Here is a 19,052-nt window from a genome sequence, read left to right as displayed (position 1 = left end):
CTACAATCACTGTTGGATGTGTTCTCGTATCCACACCTGATGCACCATAAATTTTTTCCATTTCTGTTGTATCAAGTTTTTTCATACTTAGACCTACTGATTTTTCACTAATATTCTTCATTCTAAGCACTCCTTATCCTATACAATCTTTATTGTAAGATAGTAACCCACTAATTGCTGAGACTCCTGACAAACATGCTTTACTGCTTGTTCTAGAAACTACAATCACTGTTGGATGTGTTCTCGTATCCACACCTGATGCACCATAAATTTTTTCCATTTCTGTTGTATCAAGTCTTTTCATACTTAGACCTACTGATTTTTCACTAATATTCTTCATTTCAAGCACTCCTTATTATAGGCAAATTGTATTGAGAGATAATACTTTACTAATTGTTACTGGACCTGTTTGACCTACCGTACGAGTTGTTGTAGTAGCCACAATAGCCATTGAATGTGTTCTTGTGTCTACACCTGATGCGCCATAAATTTTTTCCATTTCTAATGTATTAAGTTTTTTCATGCTTAAACCTACTACATCTTCTTTTAAATTTCTCATTTTGCCCTCCTTTCTTTGTAAAAAAATAACTTATTTGGTAGATGTTGTGATTCCTATCTCTCAATCCGATTATATTTACACGAGAAAATTTTATCAAGTCTTTTTTTCAGAAAATAAAAAATTGATTGTATATAAAGAATCAACACTATTAAGCTCAAAGTATTGATATATCAGCAAATTCATTATAGAAAATACTTCCAAATTTAACGAAAAAAATTTGGAAAATTTTTATTTTTAGGACTTTCACTTAAATTAAAGATAATTAATAAAAAGTTTATCAACAACAAAAATCTTATTAGATTGAATTTCCTCAAAATCATAAGTACACTCTATTACAAAGCTGAAAAATAAAATCTGTTTTTACATTGGAGCTAGGGATTCCAGCATATAAGTGCTAAATATCGTAATACACAAAAAAGCCTACTGTTTTTTATATAAAACAGTAGGCTTTTTCAAATCCTTATTTATAGCAATTTAACAGGAGTATCTATAGCAATGCTCATTCGTAATGTTCAAATACTTCTTCGATAGTTCTATCCAAAACTTTTGATATTTTAAAAGCGAGTTCTAACGTAGGGCTATATTTGTTTTTCTCAACAGCCGATATTGTTTGTCGTGTAACCCCTACTATCTTAGCAAGTTGATCTTGAGAAATATTCTTTGCAGCTCTATACATTTTAATGTTATTATTTAACATTTTTCACCTCAAGATATTCAACTCATTTTTTTATTATAAACAAATATAGATAAAGTATTAATTAAAGACATTACTGCTATAAGTACAATGATTAAATCAAAAAGATTATTTGGACTAATATGTCCGTTTAAATAGAAAATCGCAAAAAATCCTAGTGAAATATACGTAAATAAAAACGAATATTTTGAAGCCTTACCTAAAATTTGTTCACTTCGTTCATCTTTTTTATTTTTATCTAAATAATACGCCCAGTAAAAAATTGAGATCAACAAAATCGCACTACTAATTTTTGCAAATATACTTAACATTGTTATCTCCTCCTTCTCAATTTCACAAACCAAATGTATAATATTTTTTACATTTTGTAAAGGATTTTATACCATTTTTTCAAAAATTAAAATTTACTAAATTATATATTGAAAATATTGTATGTTTTTTATATAGTGTGTATAATGTGTATAGTGTATATAATGTATACATTATTTCAAGTGAAGGAACCGTAAAAATGAAAATCTTAATATCAAATACTTCTAAAGTCCCACTCTATCAACAAATCATAGACCAAATCAAAGAACAAATTAGGGATGGAACACTAAAAGAAGGAGATCCATTATTATCAATTCGTCTTCTTGCAAGAGACTTACAAATTAGTGTAATCACGTCAAAACGCGCTTATGAAGAACTAGAAAAAGAAGGGTATATCTATTCAACAGTAGGAAAAGGGTCTTTTGTAGCAGCCAAAGAAAAATATACTGAGAATTCAAATACGAAATCTATATTGAAAGAAAAATTAATAGATATGATACAGGAATGTAAGAATAATGACGTAAAAAAAGAAGAACTTATACACATACTAGATTTAATATATGGGGAGGAAAGTTAATGGAAAATATCGTAGAACTAAATAATATATCAAAAACTTATCATGAATTCTCTCTTCAAAATATATCTTTTACAATAAAAAAAGGTTATGTAACAGGTTTTATCGGTGCAAATGGTGCGGGGAAAAGCACTACTATCAAACTGATTATGAATTTAATTAATAAAGATAGTGGAGATATTTCAATTTTCGGTTTAAATCCTCAAAAAAATCAAGTCGCTATAAAAGAAAGAATTGGATTCGTTTATGACGATAATGTTTTCTATGAGGACATGACGATTCATGAGCTCAAAAAAATTATTGCTCCCTCCTATCAAATGTGGGATGAAAATAGTTTCAAAGAATTTATACAGCGATTTGAATTACCCCTTCATCTTAAAATAAAAAAAATGTCAAAAGGGATGAAAATGAAAACATCTTTGGCATTTGCTCTATCTCATAATGCTGAATTTATTATTATGGATGAGCCAACTTCAGGACTAGATCCTGTATTCCGTAGAGATATATTAGATATCTTGCATGATCTCATGATAGATCAGAGTAAAACTATTTTCTTTTCGACGCATCTTACAACCGATTTAGACCGAATTGCAGACTATATTGTCTTTATTCATGATGGAAAAATTGTATTCCATAAAGATATGAATATGATTTTAGAACAGTATGCAATAGTAAAAGGAGATACAGAATTACTTACCCCGGAAATTAAACGTCACTTTGTAGGAATGAGACAAACCCATATAGGATTTGAAGCTCTTACACAACAAGCAACACTTACAAGATCACAACTCAAGCAAGAAGCATTAATTGAAACGGCTAGCTTAGAAGATATTATGTACTATACAAAAAAGGGGAATTTTCATGTATAATTTATTTTTAAAAGATCTTCGCTTACAGAAATTTATGATTTTGTTTTATATCGGGATCATTTGTTTGTATCAAATCAATCTCACTAACCTTTTGTTTACGGTAAGCGTTATTGGTTGTATGTACATGTTTAACGCTCACTTCAATGACGAAAAAGATAATAACCATAAATTCATTAATAGTTTACCATATAGTCGTAAAACAATTATTTTATCTAAATACGCGGGAACATTAATATTCACATTTTTCGCAACAGTTTTCACACTAGCTTTTCAACTAAGTATGGATGCTATAATACCTCATTTTGGTATTAAAATAGGAACTCTTAAGGAAATTGGCGCAAGCTTTGTTATCATTATGGTATTAACTTCTTTCTATTTACCATTTTTCTATCGTTTTACAAATAAATACTTGTTAGCCGGTTTCAGTATCGTATTTCTTGTTTTTCTCTTCACTTGGAAAAAAATAATAAATTTTATGGATTTAAACAAATATTTATTAAAAATAAATACACATTTTTCAACAACTGAATTATCTGTATTTATTTTTATCATTACACTAGTTTTATTTATTAGCTCATATTTCTTAACAGTAAGAATATATGAACGAACTGATTTTTAAGAATTACATTTAATCTTTAAAAACCACAACTTACATAAAATAAACTCTTTCCCTTTAGATTATAAGTACTTAGAACGATATAAATAAACATTTATTAAGTACCATCAATATTATTAATTAATTTTTGATTTTATTCCTAAAAAAGATAAACTTGAATCTTCTAATATCACCAATTCTTTAACTACTAATTAATTGATCATTAAATTTAAAATCTCTTAAACAACCATTCACCGATAGTATTCAAAACAATAAATAAAGATAAATAATTTTTATATTTATAAACCTGTTCCCAAATACATTTATAGCTTTTTCAAATTCTCCCACTGTATCTATAATAATAGGATGAAAATCTGTTTCAATAGATTTTCATCCTATTATTTAATTATACCCTTTATGTCTGGGCTTATCAGAGTAAAGAACATAAAAAAAAGATCCTATAGTCCCTTTGTTCCCTCTTCTTTTTGTCTAAACCTCAGTTACAGTAATACAAAAAAATCATATACTTCGAATATTGATTGAATACTTTTAAAAAAACTATAGATATGCATACCTATAAGACATGTACATGCCCTATGCTAAGATCCAAATTACTTTAAACTTTAAAACATATATAATAGGAAGATTCTCGACTCATGGTCTGATAATCTTCCTATTTTTTTAAACAAAACAAACATAACCGTAGTTTGAAATTTTATTATTCTTAAACAAATATTTAAAATCCATGGAATAATATAACATAAAAAATTAATCTTAAATTGTAAAAGAAATATTTTTAAGAAAATTTTCTTTACAACATACAAGTATATCCGGTCTACATTCTCATAATATTAAAAAATATTTTAGAGACTCAAAGTTTTTTAGCCAACCGTCGAATTAACATCTGAATCCCCTACATTTCTACATACCATTGAACTACCCTCACTTTCACTTCGTTTAGAATTAAAAGTGAGGGTAGTTCAATGCTTCCTTTTTGTATAAATTGCAACTATTTGCACACACTATAATTGGAAGGCTTGAATCATTGTCATTGAAAAATGTTCAACACTTCCGCTTCTTAAGAGAACAGTTCATACAACTGTGCTAAGATCAATTGCATTGCGAAATACTCAACGTTTCCTCAACAATTTCTCAATATTTTTCATGGATAACAGCACACTTCCTCAACGTTATTAATATCTTAATATTAAATACTGAAAGGAGGTGCTAAAAAATGACTTGGTTCATTATTTTAGGATTTATGCTTATTTTAAGTATAAGCGGCTTTCATACACATAGTATTCATATCATTTTCAAAATAGATTCAGATACAAAAGCTATGCCAAGTTGGTCTTTCGTTAATAAAATTAACTTTCAAACATTTAAAGAATTGTTAAAAAAACCAAATAGGAATAAACTCAAAAGCCTTATCATAGGAGAGCTGCTTATCCCTTTAAGTCTATTCAATAAATTATTTGGAAAAATATTAATTTTTCTATTCCTATTCTTCTATTCTCGATACTTCAACTAAATATAATATGAGATGAGTAAAAGAATAAACAGAGATTTTAGCAATTCAATTTTATAAGGCAGATAACCAAGTTAAGGCGAACAAATATTTCTACATTTGCAGTAATGCTGGTAAGAAACATTTAGCGTTAAAGTGATGAAAAAAATTGTATTAAGTATGGTAGTAATAAGTGTATTAATATGTGGCATGAATAGTTTATATTCATCTTAACAATCTTCTTCTAATGGTGGAGATACATCAGCACCAACAATACCTAGTGTCTCTGTAGAAGTATCTATTGATTAATGTAATACATTTTTCTTAGCTTAAAAACCAGAAAGTTCAATCTCTTTATTAAAAATGTTGAATACAATGGATAAAACATTGAACTCTTAGTCCGAAACAGATTTGTTTCGGACTATTCACGTTAAAATAATAGTACGTAGAATGATAGACTAAAACTTCCACTTAGTCTTGTTCTGTAATTTCTTCTCTTTTTGAAGTAAAGCCTTTAACTTTTTTAAATAATTGATTTCCATACGTAAACATTCATTTTCATCTTTTAATGTCTCTATAACTCCTTCAATAGCTGCATTATTTAACTTTGATCTTGTCTTTTCCATAGCTGGACCCCCTTTCTTCTTTTTATATAGGTATTCCACGCCTTTTAAATCATATATTCCTCTTCACCTACGAACTATTCCAATAAATTCTTTAGCACAAACAATTAATTTATTTCTCATAATTTCAGATATATCTTTTGAAAAACCCCCTATATTCCTTTCATATTTATCTCTCCTAAATAAATCGTAATACATATTATACCCAACAAATTTATAAGCTTTAATCTTATTTTTAACAAAAGCTTCTTATTTTTAAATAGATATAGCACTTCATACTGTCAACTCCCCCTATATTGATAAATATGAAAAATCTAATTTAATTGACATTTCAATGACTTATGACAGGAAAATATATACATTAAATTAAACCTAATGTATCTTTGGTTTGTAAGTCGTATTTAGTTGGCCAACTTTCAATACAATTTAAAAATTAAAAATAAGGGGGATTTAAAAATGAATCAAGTATTAAGGAAAAGTAAGAAAAAAATAATGTATCTAGTCGCTTCACTTCTAATTTCTCTATCAATGTTTTCAACTATAGGTTTTGCAGCTACAGAAGGTGCTGTAAAAAGCGTTACAAATAGTAGTTATACTGGAATTGCAGCTGATATAAATCTACCAAAATCAGTTGTTGTTAAGGATGGATATGTGAATTGGTATTTAGGTATTGGAGCATCTAAAGTTGAAGGTGGTATTTCAAAAACACCAAGTGGATATAAAGTATTTCTTAATTCAGGATATAATGAATCAGGTCAAAATAATAAGTATTGGAACACACAATATGATACATCAATTAAAGATGGTGATCGAATAAACCTTAAAATAATTAATAACGGCAATGGTACGGTTACTATGTATGTAAATGGAATCCCTAGATATGCAAATCAGCCTGTATATGGCTCATTTTCTCAATACGAACCAGTTAAAATGGTTCAGGGCGTTGAAGGTACTGGACGTAATTCTTTTAGCCAAGCTAGCTTTTCAAACGTACTTCTAAGAGCAGATACATCTGGAGCTATCTACAAAAGTTGGAATGGTTCAATTTCTTCCTCTTTTTCTAAACACGGTACTTATGGTAACAGTTTCACAATTTATTCTCAAGTACCATTAAGCGCAAGTTTACGCTAAGATTGTTCTTGTATTTGGATGTTTTTGTGAAAAAAGGTAGCTGCACTTTTAATCTGTACCCTTTGTAAAGGACATTTTGAAAAAAGTTAGGCAACATCAAGAAGATGATTTCTGTATCCAACAGGAATCATCTTTTTTAAATTCCATTGATATCTATAATGATTATAATACGTCATATATTTCTTAATCTCTTGTTTCAATTCATTAAAGGACACGCAAGGTTTTATATGAGCTTCATCTTTCAAATGACCAAAAAATGATTCTTGTGGGGCGTTATCCCAACAGTTTCCTCTTCTTGACATGGATTGTCCAAGGTTTAGCTTTTTAACTAGCTTTTGATAGGTAGGGCTTGTGTAGTGGGATCCTTGATCTGAATGAATATAAGCACCTTCAGTCAATCGAATCCGCGGATTCCTTTTTAGTTTATGGAGAGTTGTCGTTACGAGCTCTAATGTCATCTGTTCTAAAACATGGTAAGCTAAAATTTCATTAGTTGAGCCGTCTAAAATTGTAGATAAATAGGCCCTTTGATTCTTACCGTAAACTAAATAGGTGATATCTGTAAGAAGTGTTTTCCCTGGGGTATTTTGTTTAAATTCCCGATTTAATTGATTCGGTACTATTCGATGTTCTTTTGTAGCTTTAAGCATTCTTTTATAAGGATTCGCTTTGCGAACCGGACGGATAATCTCGTATTTCTTCATAATTCTACGGATACGCTTTAAATTGTAGACAACTTGAAACTGACCCGCCAATGTCATCTTTATCTGGCGAGCCCCCTTGTTTCTATTTCTAAATCGAATTGCTTTTAATATGGTTTCCTTCAAGATTTCATCTCGATCACTCTTTTGTTTCCGTTGTTCTTGAGATGAAACTGAAAAGTAATTATAGTATCCCGAACGGGATACACCAGCTACTTTACACAAATGACTGACCATATTCCTTAAGTTGTATTTCATGATGACAGAACGAATCAAGATGAATTTCTGACTAGGTGGTAGTGTTATTCCCTTCTCATCCTCCCTTCCATAAGTTTGATTTTTTTAGCAATTCGTTTTCCGCCTTTAGTAAGTTTCGTTCGGCTTCTAAACGGGCATACTTTTCTTCTAACGTAAGCTCTCTCTCAAGAGTTCTTCCAGCGTTTTCGATACGTGTATCCCTTAAACCCAATACACCATTTTTTCTATAAGCAGCACGTCATCTACTTCCCGATGACATAACTCGTTTCATTCAAATCATATCTATATCAAAACCACATTCTTCAAAAATATTTCGAGGTAGCTTTCCTTTTTCATTTTCCTCATTAAAAATATGCTAAAATTCCTCTGTATAAGTGATACCTTTCTGACTTACAGATTTTACGTATAGGTTATTTGATAGAATTTGAATTTCTCTTTCTATAAATAGTTTTTTTGTCATTTTCAACATTCTCCGATTCCAACTTTCCTTTTATTATACAAGAAATACCCTATAGAATAGACTTTTTTCAAGTGTCTATTCTATAGGGTACATTTTATTTTGTACAGCTACCTTTTTCATATGGTGAATTTTTAATAGATATTCTATCAGCCATAAGTTACGTTCTTCATATTTTAGCTTCTTTTGATTCAATAGTACCGGATCAACATGTCTTATTCCTCCACTTAACACATCAAGATTAAGCTTATAGCAACTACAACACGCTTTATTATTAATAATACTACTCTTCTTATTTTAACTTTAATTCCATTGCATTGATTTTTTAATAATAAATATACAACTTAGTAATGTTAATAGATATACAATAAGAATAATATACAACTGTTTTGGTTCAATGCTATCCATATAAAGACTCATAATTGGATATGACCAAGGAAATAGTATCCAATAGTTTGTATGAGAGATAAAAAAACTACCCAGTCCACCTATAACTCCTACTAATAATGAAAGTAGAGGGATTTTATAGAATATTATATTTATTAAAAAATGTAAATTCACTATAATTAGAGAGCTAATTACCATAAAAAGTATAGAAAAACTTAAACTTTGATAAACAGTCCCGAGACTATCAACCGTTAATACTATAGGTATACTAGTTATGACTAAAGCACATATTAAATAACAAAAAGTAATTATTAAACAAAACAAAAACTTATTACTTAATATAGTTTTTAAAGTAACTCCATGATAAATAGCAGACATATATCCTTTTCTTCTGAATTCGTTTACAAAAGAAAATGACACTAATAGACCTATTGCAATTGGTAAAAATAATCTACAAAAAAGACTTAGAATCGCTATATGCATGTCAACTCCATCTTTTACTTGAGACAATACAGTTAAAAAAACTTGAAAACTTATTGGTATCAACAAAAATACTAGTAACAGGATATACAACCCATTATGAAGACTTTTTTTATATTCACCTAAAATACCCACTTATTTCACCCTTTATTATTCATATGTATAATATTTAAAACTCACACTTAATAACATAATTCCTAAAATATATATTGAAGAACTTGCAAGATATATTAAAATAGTTGGTTTTTTAATCATTACGTCACTTACTATATTCAATGCATAAAATATTGGAAATGACTTTGTGAATATTGTAGGGAATAATCCATATGTTACGCTAAAGAAAATCCAAATAACTGACAAGGATGCTGCTAGAATTCCCTTTTTTATAATTAAATGAAAAAGCAATTGAGAATATGGTATTGCTAAAGATAAAATGGTACAAAGTAACAACATTTTTAAAAAATACAATATGGGTATTTCATATCCATTTATAAAAATATAGATACCTACAACTGTAAAATTTAAAATATTAAAGATCAAATAGAGCAGTATAAACAATAGATTTTTAGCTACCAATAACTTGAATTTTGAAATTGGCTTTGTATAAATAATAGCCCAAGTACCATATTTATTTTCAGAAGAAATAATAAAATACCACATACAAGCAGAAAAAATGCTTAACGTTAGTGTATTAAAGTTAACTGTAATTGCTATAAGATTTGTAGATTGAAACATGTCAGGGTTATTCTTGTTAAAAATAAAATAACTTATACACAAAAAGCTTGATAATAATGAAAAAAACAAAGAAAATAATAATAATTTTCTCCCACCAATTTTCCTCATCTCACTATTCACACTTTTAAAGATAAATTGCATTATTATAGTAGCTCCTTTTGTTTAGTTAAAGATAAAAATACTTCCTCTAACGTTGGCTTTTTAGGGCTAACTTCAAAAATATCTATATCATTCCTAATTAATATTCTAGTTAAACTAGGAACACTGTTTTGATCTATTATTAGCTTGAATACCCCTTCTTTTTCTATGCTATAAGGTATACCCTCTGCATTCAAAATTCTTTCTGTGACAGTTGTATCATTAACATGAATAATATATTCTCCAGAGGTAATAATACTGTTTAAATTCCCTTCATAGAGTAAGCTACCCTTATGTAGTAACGCTATGTGATCTGCTATCATTTCAATTTCAGCTAAATTATGACTAGAGATAAATATAGTCTTCCCCTCATTTTTTACTAAATGAAGTAACAAGCGTCTAATCTCATGTACTCCCTCTGGGTCTAATCCATTTGTCGGCTCGTCCAGAATTAGTATTTTAGGATTATTAAGAATAGCAAAGGAAATACCTAGCCTTTGTTTCATTCCTAAAGAAAAATCTTTCACTTTTTTATCCTTTGCTTTATATATTCCTGTAGTTTTTAATACTCTATCTATTTCTTCTAAAGGTTTATTAATCATATTTTGTACATAGGCTAAATTTTCATAAGCTGTTAAATTAGGATAATAGGTAGGTGAGTCAATAAAACAACCCACATTTTCAAATAATTTTTCTTTCCATTCTTTGATATCTTTATTATTAAATAATATCGTTCCTTTATCTAATGGAATTAATCCTAATAACATTCGCATTGTTGTTGTTTTCCCTGCACCATTTGGTCCAATAAAAGCATATAAACTTCCTTCAGGAACAGATAAGCTTAAATCTCTGACAATGGATTGATTGTCAAAAGATTTTGTTAAATTTTTAGTTTGAATTGCTAATTTCATTTTGTTCCTCACTTCCTCATTCCAAAATAAAAGTAAGTATCTAATAAGTCCTCGACTTATTAGATACTCTATTTATCCTTTACCTAATGTTTGCAACTTGGATTTCGAAAATATTTCTCGTTGTTTTAATTTTTTATCAGAAAGCTCATAAACTCTATCTACACGTTCTAAAATACTTTCGTCATGAGTGATAATAATCTTAGTGGACGATAAGGCAAATATATTTTCAATAACAGTATTTGCTGTTTCTCTATCTAAATGGTTAGTTGGTTCATCTAAAATAAGAATCGGATATTCTTTCATGAACAGGCGTAACATTGCTAACCTTTGTCTTTGGCCACCGGAGAAATTTGTTCCTCCCTCAGATATAAAAATATCAGTTACACTTTGAAATTGAATATAATTACTTAAATTCAATTTATCTATAGCATTCTGAGTTTTTAAAGGGTCATAATTTATATCAAAGTAAGATAAATTCTCAAATAGACTTCCTCTAAAAAGAACTCCATCCTGGGTCATTAGTCCTACCTTTTTTCTTAGTTCCTCACTGTTCCAATCTTTAATATCTCTATCGTCTATTAATATATTACCCTTATCGGGAGTATGTAATTTTAATAATAAGTTAGCCAAAGTGGATTTACCGCTGCCACTTTCTCCAACAATAGCAATACTTTCGTTATTTTTAATGTTTAAACTTAAGTTTTCTATTATTTTTTTATCATCAAAACTAAACGAAATATTATTGAATTGAATTGAGCCTCTAAGAATGTCTACTTCGGTATCCGATCCATTTTTTTCTAACACCTCTTCCAAGATATCTAAAGTTCTTAATAAAAGAGGTTTAACTGAATTCCAATTTAAAATTGATCCTATAATCGTTGAAACCGGAGAAAATATAATACTAGATATGGCAATAAAGAAGAAAATATTACTTAAATCCCCTTCTCCCTTACTAAAATTATAAAATCCTACAGCAAGCATTATGATAATAAATATTGTTGATAGGGAACTATTAAATGATTCTAAAGCATTTTGTTTTAGCACTCTTTTATGTACCGTATCTAGATATTTATTATAATCTTTTTTCCATACAGATTTAATTCTAGAAAAAATCCCCGTGGCCTTTACATAATACATCGCTTTTAATGATTCATTAATTTTTCCTCTATGTTCTCCTAGGTAATACGTTTCGACTAAATTAGCATTATATATAAATTTTCCTAAGGAAATATTGATGAATAGGGAACTAGCAATAAAAAACATCAATATTAAAGTATAAAAAGTCTCAGTATATAATAGATACATCAATAATGGAATGATAACTACTATTGATATAATCATTTCAATTAGATCTTCTAAAATATATCCTCGTATTGACTCTAGACTCATGATTCTTACATTTAAATCCCCTGCGTGACGTGTAGTAATCTTTTCTATGGGAATATTAAACATATGCTCAAAAACTTTTGTTGTACTTTTTCTATCAATTTCTTTTTGAAATTTTACTTTTATAATTGAAGTTATAGATTTTATCCCTATAACAACTATTAAACTCCCCAAAATAATTAAAAGGTATTTTACATCAACTTCCTTTGAAGCATTCAAAATATCCATAAACTTTTTCAAAATAAAAGGGAAAGTAAAAATTGAGATTTGTGCTAATAATACTAATAGTGCTAGTAAAAGAATCTGACTAGGGGATACAAAATGATCAATATATCTAAGTAGTATATGTTTTTCACGCTTTTTAATATTTGGCTGTATATCTTCTTTGTTTTCTATTACTAAAATATAGTTACAAAACATCTCTTCAAAACTTCTTATATCGATTACCATTGGCCCTGCCTTAGGATCTACAATATAAAATTTATTTTCTTTAACCCTTTCAATAATTACAAAATGATTAAAGCCCCAAAATGCTATCATCGGCTTTTGTATCCTTTGTAAATCAGTTATATTTTCTATCCTATATGCAGTTGCAGAGAGTCCATACGATTCACTAACTTTTTTTATGTCCAACAAACTCCATGACGATTTTTTATTAATAATTTTACTGTTTCTAATTTCCGAAGCTTGTACTGCTAAACCGTAATAATGCATAATCATTGCCAGACAACTAGGCCCACAATCAAAAGATGTCATTTGCGGTATAAACTTAATTTTCTTTCTTAACATATTTATCACCTATTCTAGGCATTAAAGTATAAAATGCTATTTAGTTTATTATTCTCTAACCTTTGTAAAAAATACAAAATACTTCCTAAACCTGTAAATAATGAAATTTTATGAGGATTAAAATCTTCTATATCAAAATTATTCAAAAAGTTATTTGTTACTTTCATAACAATTTGTTTTTCATTTCGCTCTAGCATACCTCTATTTTCTAACTCCAATAAAAAGTCTAATTTCCCCATTAAACCATGACATAAACAATAATCACTGTTTTCATGTAATGTACTTAAGATTTGATTTTTAAAAAAGATTAAATCTGATTGTATATCTTCATTTTGATATGATTCTAAAATTTTAATTCTTGATATTCCCATTCCACTAAACCCTTTACACCAGCTATCAGTATACTCATATTTACTCGTACTCATTTTCTCACTTTTATGTATACCATGTATTACTCTATCGTACTTATTGGTTTTTAATATGTCTTTTAACTTATAAAATGCGAGAAGTTGACCTGATAATCCATGAACAAATCCCTTTAATGAATCTTCTAAATTTAGAGTATCGTGAGCTTTCCAATATACAAATTCATTATCTGTTTGCATATTATTGACAATGTAGTCACCGAGATTTTCAGCCACTTCAAGCAATATTTTATACTTAGGATTAACTTGATAAAACTTAACTGCAGTTAAAACTAGACCGGCTGAACCACCTAATATATCAAAATGTTTATCGTTATATCCACCTTTTTCGATATCGGAGTTGATACTCATAAATATTTGCAATATCACCTTTTCATTAAGAGAGGTTATATGCGGTAAATTTGTTAAATAGTAAGAAACAATAGCATTAACACCATTTACAAAACCATAATTATTCTTATTTTTGGTTAGAATTTCTAACAAGGCTTTTTGTTCGAGTTTATTTATAAATTCAATGTAATTAGGATCAGCATTATTTCTCAATAATGAACTTATTCCCAATAATCCATCATATATTCCACTATTCAAATGGTTTATCTCGAGCTCCCCTTGCCAATTTGTTTTTAGTCCAATAAAATCTACATCACCGCCTTTTGATATATAACTACCATCCAGAATTTTCCCTGTAATTGCTTCCTTTATTTTATTTGTAGGTAATTTAGTCTGAAAATTAATTGTTTCCTTTACTGAATTCAGCTTATATAGATTATCATTTTGATTGGAAAGGGATATTTCTATAATTTTTCTTTGTAATAAAAAGTCAGCATATGAAATTTTTTGGAATTTCATTTCTAAATCTATTTCATTACTTGATAAACTCTCGCAAGCCCCCCATTCATACTTATTAAAGAAATATGGAACATCATAGGATAATAGTGCCTCTATCTCTTTTTGAATAATATCTTTCCTCGTAGCCAAGTATGTGTTTTTTTCGAGAATATTTCGTAAATATTTTATAGTCTTTAATTTATTCTCTAATAAATCCGGAACATTTAGTCTATCTAATAAAAGAGTATAGACTTTTGTATTTCGATATACTTTTCGATAATTCCATTTAGAAATACTGTTTTTTAAAATATACATATATTCCTCTTTATTTTTTAAAACTGAATTATATGCATCTTCGAAACCTTTAATAATATCATTTATATAATTATCATACTCGTATATATCATTGTTAAAAAAAGGTAAATTTTGAACTGTATCTTCAATTATTGTCTCTTCTCTTATTTCAATTGGATTGGATGTAAATTCATTTTTTATTTTAATTGTTTTTACCAAAGTCTTCATTACTCTCCCAATTGCACTGTAATCCCTTATTACCTCTCTACCTCCACTAAACCTTATAGGTAGCATTCTAGAATTTAATACTGAATTAGATAATATAAAACTACTGTTTTCTTCAGCGATACTTGGATTTAATGTACTTCCTAATGTCTCAAAATCAATTATGACTGGTGAGGATCCTTGAGCTATAATATTTTCATTATGTATGTCACTTCCATTAATCAGATATATTACAGAAAGCACGACGCCTAAATTATAATAATAATCTTTAATTTGCTCATTAGATTCACATGATTCATGATTAATAAATTCCATATATCCATAATTTTTTTTATTAACTACTTGTGGAATAAAGATATCTGTATTTAAATCTTTATTCAGTTGATTAATTAAACTGTGATATAAAATAGAATTTTTCAAATCAACTGGTTTTAAAATTATCTTATGATTAAATTTATCTTCTAAAAGGATTGTTCGCTTTCCATTATTATGATAGTCACCTAGGTTGGTAACTTTTTCCAGATGCATAATATTAAAACCCGACATTTTATGAATTTCTTTTTGATCTTTTTTAAGAGCTCCTTGTAACCACATCAAATAATTTATTTCATTTTCAATTATTGTAAAAATTTTTTCATTTAGTAAAGGTAACATTTTAAAGAAATTCACATGAATTTTTTTAAAATGAAAGAAATTCCTCGTAAAATACTTATATTCTTCATTGATATCCATTCCTATTAAAGCTTTTTCTACTCTAAGTTTATTTATGTATACAATTAAGGATGGTCTTAATACTTGATATAATCTTTTTTCTAAATCCAACATTATCGATTCAGAAATCCTCTCAACATTACCAAAAAAATCAATTTTATTTATTATCATATTTTTAAAGAATGCTACATATGTTTGTATTATTTTTTGAAAGTTATAGTTTTCATCATTCTTAATTACATCGTTACATGAAAAATCCTCTAAAAAGATAATAAAATTTTTTTCTAGGTCTTCTTTTGTTACTAAAGAGGACACATTATCTATTGTATTTAAAATTCCACGTGAATTATTTTTCATAATAACCTCTTCTTTTTATAGGTAGGAGAAATAGTTAGAAATTCATTATCATTAAAGAGAGTAAGGCCTTTTGCCTTACTCTCTTTAACTATTAGTAGCATCTTTTACAAGTCCAGATTCCATTAATCGGTAAACATATTTGAGGTGTCACTCTTGGACAATCTTTAGTTAAAGTTTCAATATAACCAGGTCCTATACCACCAACTAATTGTTCAAGCTCTTCATCTTCTACAACTTGTAAATATTTTTCATTCTCCATTCCAATACCTACCTTCTTATTTTTTGAAAATGTTGTTATAAATTCAATAATCTACCACAACATTGTCTGAAAATAATATACCATTAAATGTTAATTAAATAAAGATATATTTACAAAAAAATAAAATAATAGGATATTTAACTATATTGATATAATAAAAAGAAACGTGCTTATTATAGCGTTAAAATTTAAACACTATTTTCTTAACTGATATTTTTTATTTTATAAATTTGTTATAATCGATGCTGATTATTAATTTAAATAATTCTTCTAATACCTAAATAACGATTAAGGATTGTAATTACAATTATGAAATAACTTTAATATATTTAATTTCTCTTACAAAATCCACCCTGCCTAAAAGGCTTTGTCAGAATCTAATATCAAGCTTGAATTGCAAAAATCGTGTCAAAAATAAAAAGATGAAATTGTAAGTATGTTCACTTCTCAATTCCATCTCTTTTAAAAAAAGTATATCATCAATTCTCTTGTTCCTCGCTATTCTACCAAATTAATAGCAACACATTATGTAGATATAGGTTTATACTATTCTACATTTAAATACATGTAATATTGCCTATACTTTGTTATTATCATGTGAAACTAATTCACTATATATCTCTTTCTCTATATTTTTCAAGAGAATTTCCAACCTATTTTTTGTAGCTAGATTAAAATGTGGATTTAATTCTTTTATTATAAATTCAAGTATCTCAAAGCTTATGTACTCTCCTAATTCAAGTGAATATTGATCACCCAAGAAAGTTTTTAATTTTTTAGAGATCTCCACTTTATCTTTTTTGGTAATATTTACCCCATCTAATAACAAACCTCTCTTAGATTAGTCTTAAATACTAATTCAAAAAGTTTTTATAACATAATAAAAATATTTTGGAATTAATATAAATCATATAATGAAATTTTTACAAATAAATAAAAAATATACATCATAATCACTAAACAATTTATTAAGCATCATAAACATATATCGGCTCGTCATAAAGGCGTAAACATTTTGACCAAATTCCACATAACGCTTCCCATTCACCAGCAGGATATGCTTCCGTACGCAATATATGAAGTGGTATACGTAAATTCAATAACCGACCACTAAGCGTCGTACGAGTAACTCCCGCTGGCATTAAAAACTTTGCTTCAATTACCTTTTTCAGTTCCATCAACGAGTACTCTGGATAGCTCATCAATATTTCATTTGAATGAGGCCAGACCTCAGTATCATTTGAATGACGGCGTACTGTATACTCATGTTGATATAAGCCGACAATGCGATGCCATATCTCTAAATGGGTAAATAAATCGCTATTTAAATCCCTTGCATATAAAAAATGTTCTTGTTTATTTGCTTCTGTAATTTTTGCAAGCAAACGTTTATTAGCAATAATTTTACCTGACCAAATTATTGTAGGTTCTTTCTTTAAATTATTTACCCATTCCCCCATTGGTAATAAATGATTCCAAGCACGAATTTTTATTTTTTCATCAGGTACTACCTGTACAGCAACGCGTTTACAACCTAATGCCATCATAGCCTTCATACGATGGGCACCATCAAGTAACAGATAATTACCATCACTAAGCTCAGATACTAAGGGAGGATTCCGTAAAACACCTTCGCTTTCCATTACACGACAAATTTGTTCCAATCGTTTGTGTTCATATGATTCATGAAAGCGAATTTGCTTGGGATGTAAGAGATCTAAGGCCGAAATAATTTCACTCATAAAAACAGCTCCTCAAATAATTACATAAATTCTAAGCTTATCAAATAACTAATTTTCTATAATGATTAGTCGTGTTTACCGATATTTAGCAGCTATTAGACAATTATTTCAAACTACGCTTTAATAATTTTACTAGTCTTCTAATAAAACACCAATTTTCTTTTCCCTAGCCCTTTGATAGTAATAAGCAGCAATGGCTACATCAAAAATGGCCATACCCATTGGATTGAATAATATTGCTTTGTCATAAGGGAAGTTTTGCAGTGCTCCTCGGATTACAACGTCAGCAATTGATACTGTATCTTCTTTTTGTAAACCTCTTTCAAGGTGCATCCTTTCAACATCAGTTTTTTCACGACAGACTTCTTCCCAATTATCAACAACTAGGGATTTTGTATATTCTAAGATATCAGGCTTAAAATCACGAAGAGAAACATTTAGTAGTAGCGCCCCATCCTTAGGTTTCTTATCAATATAACCTTCTGCAGAAACAGTACAAGTAATAAAAATATCAGCATCATTATAGGCTTCTTCATATGCATTAACCTTTTGAGTTTTAGAATAAATTTCCTCAGGAATTAATTCGTCTTTAATTCCATTAATATCATATAAGTAAACACTTTCGATTTTATCGCCTAATAGGGCAGTTACCATCTTTAAATGCATCTGACCAATTGGTCCAAATCCAATAATTCCAACTTTAATATTATTTAAATCTCTTAACTTGGCAAACTCTCGAATCATTAACCCTGTAACAGAAGCTGTTCGTATTACACTAACCATTGCTGTATTAAGTGTCGCAAATGGTTTTCCAGTCATAGCATCATTTAATATAGTAACTGAATGAGCACGTTGAATACCTTTCTCAATATTCTTCGGAAAACTAGCTATCCATTTGATTCCTGAAACCTTAAATTCTCCTCCAATATAAGCTGGCATAGCAATAATTCTATTAGCCGGATCATCGAAACGTAAGTATGGCTTAATTGGCTGAGAAAAATCTTCTGAATCAAGACTTTTTACTGCCTTTGAAATGACATTTATTGTTTCTTCCCAATTAACACCCATTTCATTGATATGTTTGGTATTTAAATACATCATAATTGCT

General features: G+C 28.5%; 19 protein-coding genes and 3 pseudogenes. 6 read left to right on the top strand and 16 right to left on the bottom strand.

The features are described 5' to 3' along the window. The 5 genes and pseudogenes from AB6801_RS27785 to AB6801_RS27765 all read right to left on the bottom strand — a co-directional run. Window positions 1-121: pseudogene (locus AB6801_RS27785) on the bottom strand (mersacidin family lantibiotic); the annotation flags it as partial. Window positions 122-133: 12 nt separating this feature from the next. Beyond that, a complete protein-coding gene (locus tag AB6801_RS27780; protein ID WP_000790340.1) occupies window positions 134-340 on the bottom strand; it encodes a lichenicidin A2 family type 2 lantibiotic in 207 nt (68 codons plus the stop codon). Between the two features lie 15 nt (window positions 341-355). After that, the gene (locus AB6801_RS27775) at window positions 356-559 is read right to left on the bottom strand and encodes a lichenicidin A2 family type 2 lantibiotic (RefSeq protein ID WP_001245107.1); all 204 of its coding nucleotides are present in this window, start codon (window positions 557-559) and stop codon (window positions 356-358) included. 499 nt (window positions 560-1,058) lie between these two features. Continuing rightward, entirely contained in the window at window positions 1,059-1,256 is a 198-nt protein-coding gene (locus tag AB6801_RS27770; protein ID WP_000933864.1) for a helix-turn-helix transcriptional regulator, read from the bottom strand. Window positions 1,257-1,273: 17 nt separating this feature from the next. Further along, window positions 1,274-1,564, bottom strand: coding sequence for a DUF2178 domain-containing protein (locus AB6801_RS27765; protein WP_000948678.1), 291 nt, complete (start codon window positions 1,562-1,564; stop codon window positions 1,274-1,276). A 197-nt stretch (window positions 1,565-1,761) separates the two neighbouring features. Between AB6801_RS27765 and AB6801_RS27760 the strand changes: the two genes are divergently transcribed. The 5 genes and pseudogenes from AB6801_RS27760 to AB6801_RS27740 all read left to right on the top strand — a co-directional run bounded on the left by AB6801_RS27760 (window position 1,762) and on the right by AB6801_RS27740 (window position 5,416). Further along, on the top strand, window positions 1,762-2,139 hold the full coding sequence (locus AB6801_RS27760) for a GntR family transcriptional regulator (protein ID WP_016078395.1): 378 nt from the start codon (window positions 1,762-1,764) through the stop codon (window positions 2,137-2,139). Continuing rightward, on the top strand, window positions 2,139-3,005 hold the full coding sequence (locus AB6801_RS27755) for an ABC transporter ATP-binding protein (protein ID WP_000428047.1): 867 nt from the start codon (window positions 2,139-2,141) through the stop codon (window positions 3,003-3,005). The genes AB6801_RS27760 and AB6801_RS27755 overlap by 1 nt, the downstream gene beginning before the upstream one ends. After that, complete coding sequence (locus tag AB6801_RS27750) at window positions 2,998-3,624, top strand: ABC-2 transporter permease (RefSeq protein ID WP_000282496.1); 627 nt, start codon at window positions 2,998-3,000, stop codon at window positions 3,622-3,624. The genes AB6801_RS27755 and AB6801_RS27750 overlap by 8 nt, the downstream gene beginning before the upstream one ends. A 1,210-nt stretch (window positions 3,625-4,834) precedes the next feature. Next, window positions 4,835-5,131, top strand: a complete 297-nt coding sequence (locus AB6801_RS27745; protein WP_000219744.1) for a hypothetical protein — start codon at window positions 4,835-4,837, stop codon at window positions 5,129-5,131. Window positions 5,132-5,266: 135 nt separating this feature from the next. Continuing rightward, window positions 5,267-5,416 (top strand): annotated as a pseudogene (locus tag AB6801_RS27740) (Phr family secreted Rap phosphatase inhibitor). A 149-nt stretch (window positions 5,417-5,565) separates the two neighbouring features. Here AB6801_RS27740 and AB6801_RS27735 read toward each other — a convergent pair. Beyond that, the gene (locus AB6801_RS27735) at window positions 5,566-5,733 is read right to left on the bottom strand and encodes a hypothetical protein (RefSeq protein ID WP_016078394.1); all 168 of its coding nucleotides are present in this window, start codon (window positions 5,731-5,733) and stop codon (window positions 5,566-5,568) included. Between the two features lie 453 nt (window positions 5,734-6,186). Between AB6801_RS27735 and AB6801_RS27730 the strand changes: the two genes are divergently transcribed. Then, a complete protein-coding gene (locus AB6801_RS27730) occupies window positions 6,187-6,861 on the top strand; it encodes a hypothetical protein (RefSeq protein WP_087948206.1) in 675 nt (224 codons plus the stop codon). An 86-nt stretch (window positions 6,862-6,947) separates the two neighbouring features. Here AB6801_RS27730 and AB6801_RS27725 read toward each other — a convergent pair. The 10 genes and pseudogenes from AB6801_RS27725 to sbnB form a co-directional block, all read right to left on the bottom strand. Further along, window positions 6,948-8,289: pseudogene (locus tag AB6801_RS27725) on the bottom strand (IS3 family transposase). A gap of 291 nt (window positions 8,290-8,580) precedes the next feature. After that, window positions 8,581-9,279, bottom strand: coding sequence for an ABC-2 family transporter permease (locus tag AB6801_RS27720; protein WP_000511805.1), 699 nt, complete (start codon window positions 9,277-9,279; stop codon window positions 8,581-8,583). A gap of 15 nt (window positions 9,280-9,294) precedes the next feature. After that, window positions 9,295-10,020 carry an ABC transporter permease gene (locus tag AB6801_RS27715; protein WP_016078390.1) on the bottom strand — a complete coding sequence of 242 codons (726 nt, stop codon included), beginning with the start codon at window positions 10,018-10,020 and terminating at the stop codon, window positions 9,295-9,297. Between the two features lie 2 nt (window positions 10,021-10,022). Next, window positions 10,023-10,928 carry an ABC transporter ATP-binding protein gene (locus AB6801_RS27710; protein WP_087947959.1) on the bottom strand — a complete coding sequence of 302 codons (906 nt, stop codon included), beginning with the start codon at window positions 10,926-10,928 and terminating at the stop codon, window positions 10,023-10,025. 72 nt (window positions 10,929-11,000) lie between these two features. Continuing rightward, entirely contained in the window at window positions 11,001-13,103 is a 2,103-nt protein-coding gene (locus AB6801_RS27705; RefSeq protein ID WP_087947958.1) for a peptidase domain-containing ABC transporter, read from the bottom strand. 14 nt (window positions 13,104-13,117) lie between these two features. Then, window positions 13,118-15,943 (bottom strand): type 2 lanthipeptide synthetase LanM, encoded by a 2,826-nt coding sequence (gene lanM, locus AB6801_RS27700; RefSeq protein ID WP_097999340.1) that lies wholly within the window; start codon window positions 15,941-15,943, stop codon window positions 13,118-13,120. A 91-nt stretch (window positions 15,944-16,034) separates the two neighbouring features. Then, entirely contained in the window at window positions 16,035-16,202 is a 168-nt protein-coding gene (locus AB6801_RS27695) for a type A2 lanthipeptide (RefSeq protein WP_087947956.1), read from the bottom strand. Between the two features lie 577 nt (window positions 16,203-16,779). Further along, the gene (locus AB6801_RS27690) at window positions 16,780-17,031 is read right to left on the bottom strand and encodes a DUF2164 family protein (RefSeq protein WP_000923221.1); all 252 of its coding nucleotides are present in this window, start codon (window positions 17,029-17,031) and stop codon (window positions 16,780-16,782) included. A 139-nt stretch (window positions 17,032-17,170) separates the two neighbouring features. Next, complete coding sequence (locus AB6801_RS27685) at window positions 17,171-17,944, bottom strand: ParB N-terminal domain-containing protein (protein ID WP_001289606.1); 774 nt, start codon at window positions 17,942-17,944, stop codon at window positions 17,171-17,173. 132 nt (window positions 17,945-18,076) lie between these two features. Beyond that, the gene (gene sbnB / locus AB6801_RS27680) at window positions 18,077-19,045 is read right to left on the bottom strand and encodes a 2,3-diaminopropionate biosynthesis protein SbnB (protein ID WP_087947955.1); all 969 of its coding nucleotides are present in this window, start codon (window positions 19,043-19,045) and stop codon (window positions 18,077-18,079) included. Between the last annotated feature and the right edge of the window lie 7 nt (window positions 19,046-19,052).

The sequence above is a fragment of the Bacillus sp. RCC_6_1 genome (genome assembly GCF_041360755.1).
Taxonomy (GTDB): domain Bacteria; phylum Bacillota; class Bacilli; order Bacillales; family Bacillaceae_G; genus Bacillus_A; species Bacillus_A cereus.
This window is presented reverse-complemented; position numbering and strand designations above follow the sequence as displayed.

Coding starts and splice junctions, on each gene's coding strand:
- AB6801_RS27780 (WP_000790340.1), bottom strand. CDS start 340: ATGAAGAATATTAGTGAAAAATCAGTAGGTCTAAGTATGAAAAGACTT.
- AB6801_RS27775 (WP_001245107.1), bottom strand. CDS start 559: ATGAGAAATTTAAAAGAAGATGTAGTAGGTTTAAGCATGAAAAAACTT.
- AB6801_RS27770 (WP_000933864.1), bottom strand. CDS start 1,256: ATGTTAAATAATAACATTAAAATGTATAGAGCTGCAAAGAATATTTCT.
- AB6801_RS27765 (WP_000948678.1), bottom strand. CDS start 1,564: ATGTTAAGTATATTTGCAAAAATTAGTAGTGCGATTTTGTTGATCTCA.
- AB6801_RS27760 (WP_016078395.1), top strand. CDS start 1,762: ATGAAAATCTTAATATCAAATACTTCTAAAGTCCCACTCTATCAACAA.
- AB6801_RS27755 (WP_000428047.1), top strand. CDS start 2,139: ATGGAAAATATCGTAGAACTAAATAATATATCAAAAACTTATCATGAA.
- AB6801_RS27750 (WP_000282496.1), top strand. CDS start 2,998: ATGTATAATTTATTTTTAAAAGATCTTCGCTTACAGAAATTTATGATT.
- AB6801_RS27745 (WP_000219744.1), top strand. CDS start 4,835: ATGACTTGGTTCATTATTTTAGGATTTATGCTTATTTTAAGTATAAGC.
- AB6801_RS27735 (WP_016078394.1), bottom strand. CDS start 5,733: ATGGAAAAGACAAGATCAAAGTTAAATAATGCAGCTATTGAAGGAGTT.
- AB6801_RS27730 (WP_087948206.1), top strand. CDS start 6,187: ATGAATCAAGTATTAAGGAAAAGTAAGAAAAAAATAATGTATCTAGTC.
- AB6801_RS27715 (WP_016078390.1), bottom strand. CDS start 10,020: ATGCAATTTATCTTTAAAAGTGTGAATAGTGAGATGAGGAAAATTGGT.
- AB6801_RS27710 (WP_087947959.1), bottom strand. CDS start 10,928: ATGAAATTAGCAATTCAAACTAAAAATTTAACAAAATCTTTTGACAAT.
- AB6801_RS27705 (WP_087947958.1), bottom strand. CDS start 13,103: ATGTTAAGAAAGAAAATTAAGTTTATACCGCAAATGACATCTTTTGAT.
- lanM (WP_097999340.1), bottom strand. CDS start 15,943: ATGAAAAATAATTCACGTGGAATTTTAAATACAATAGATAATGTGTCC.
- AB6801_RS27695 (WP_087947956.1), bottom strand. CDS start 16,202: ATGGAGAATGAAAAATATTTACAAGTTGTAGAAGATGAAGAGCTTGAA.
- AB6801_RS27685 (WP_001289606.1), bottom strand. CDS start 17,944: ATGAGTGAAATTATTTCGGCCTTAGATCTCTTACATCCCAAGCAAATT.
- sbnB (WP_087947955.1), bottom strand. CDS start 19,045: ATGATGTATTTAAATACCAAACATATCAATGAAATGGGTGTTAATTGG.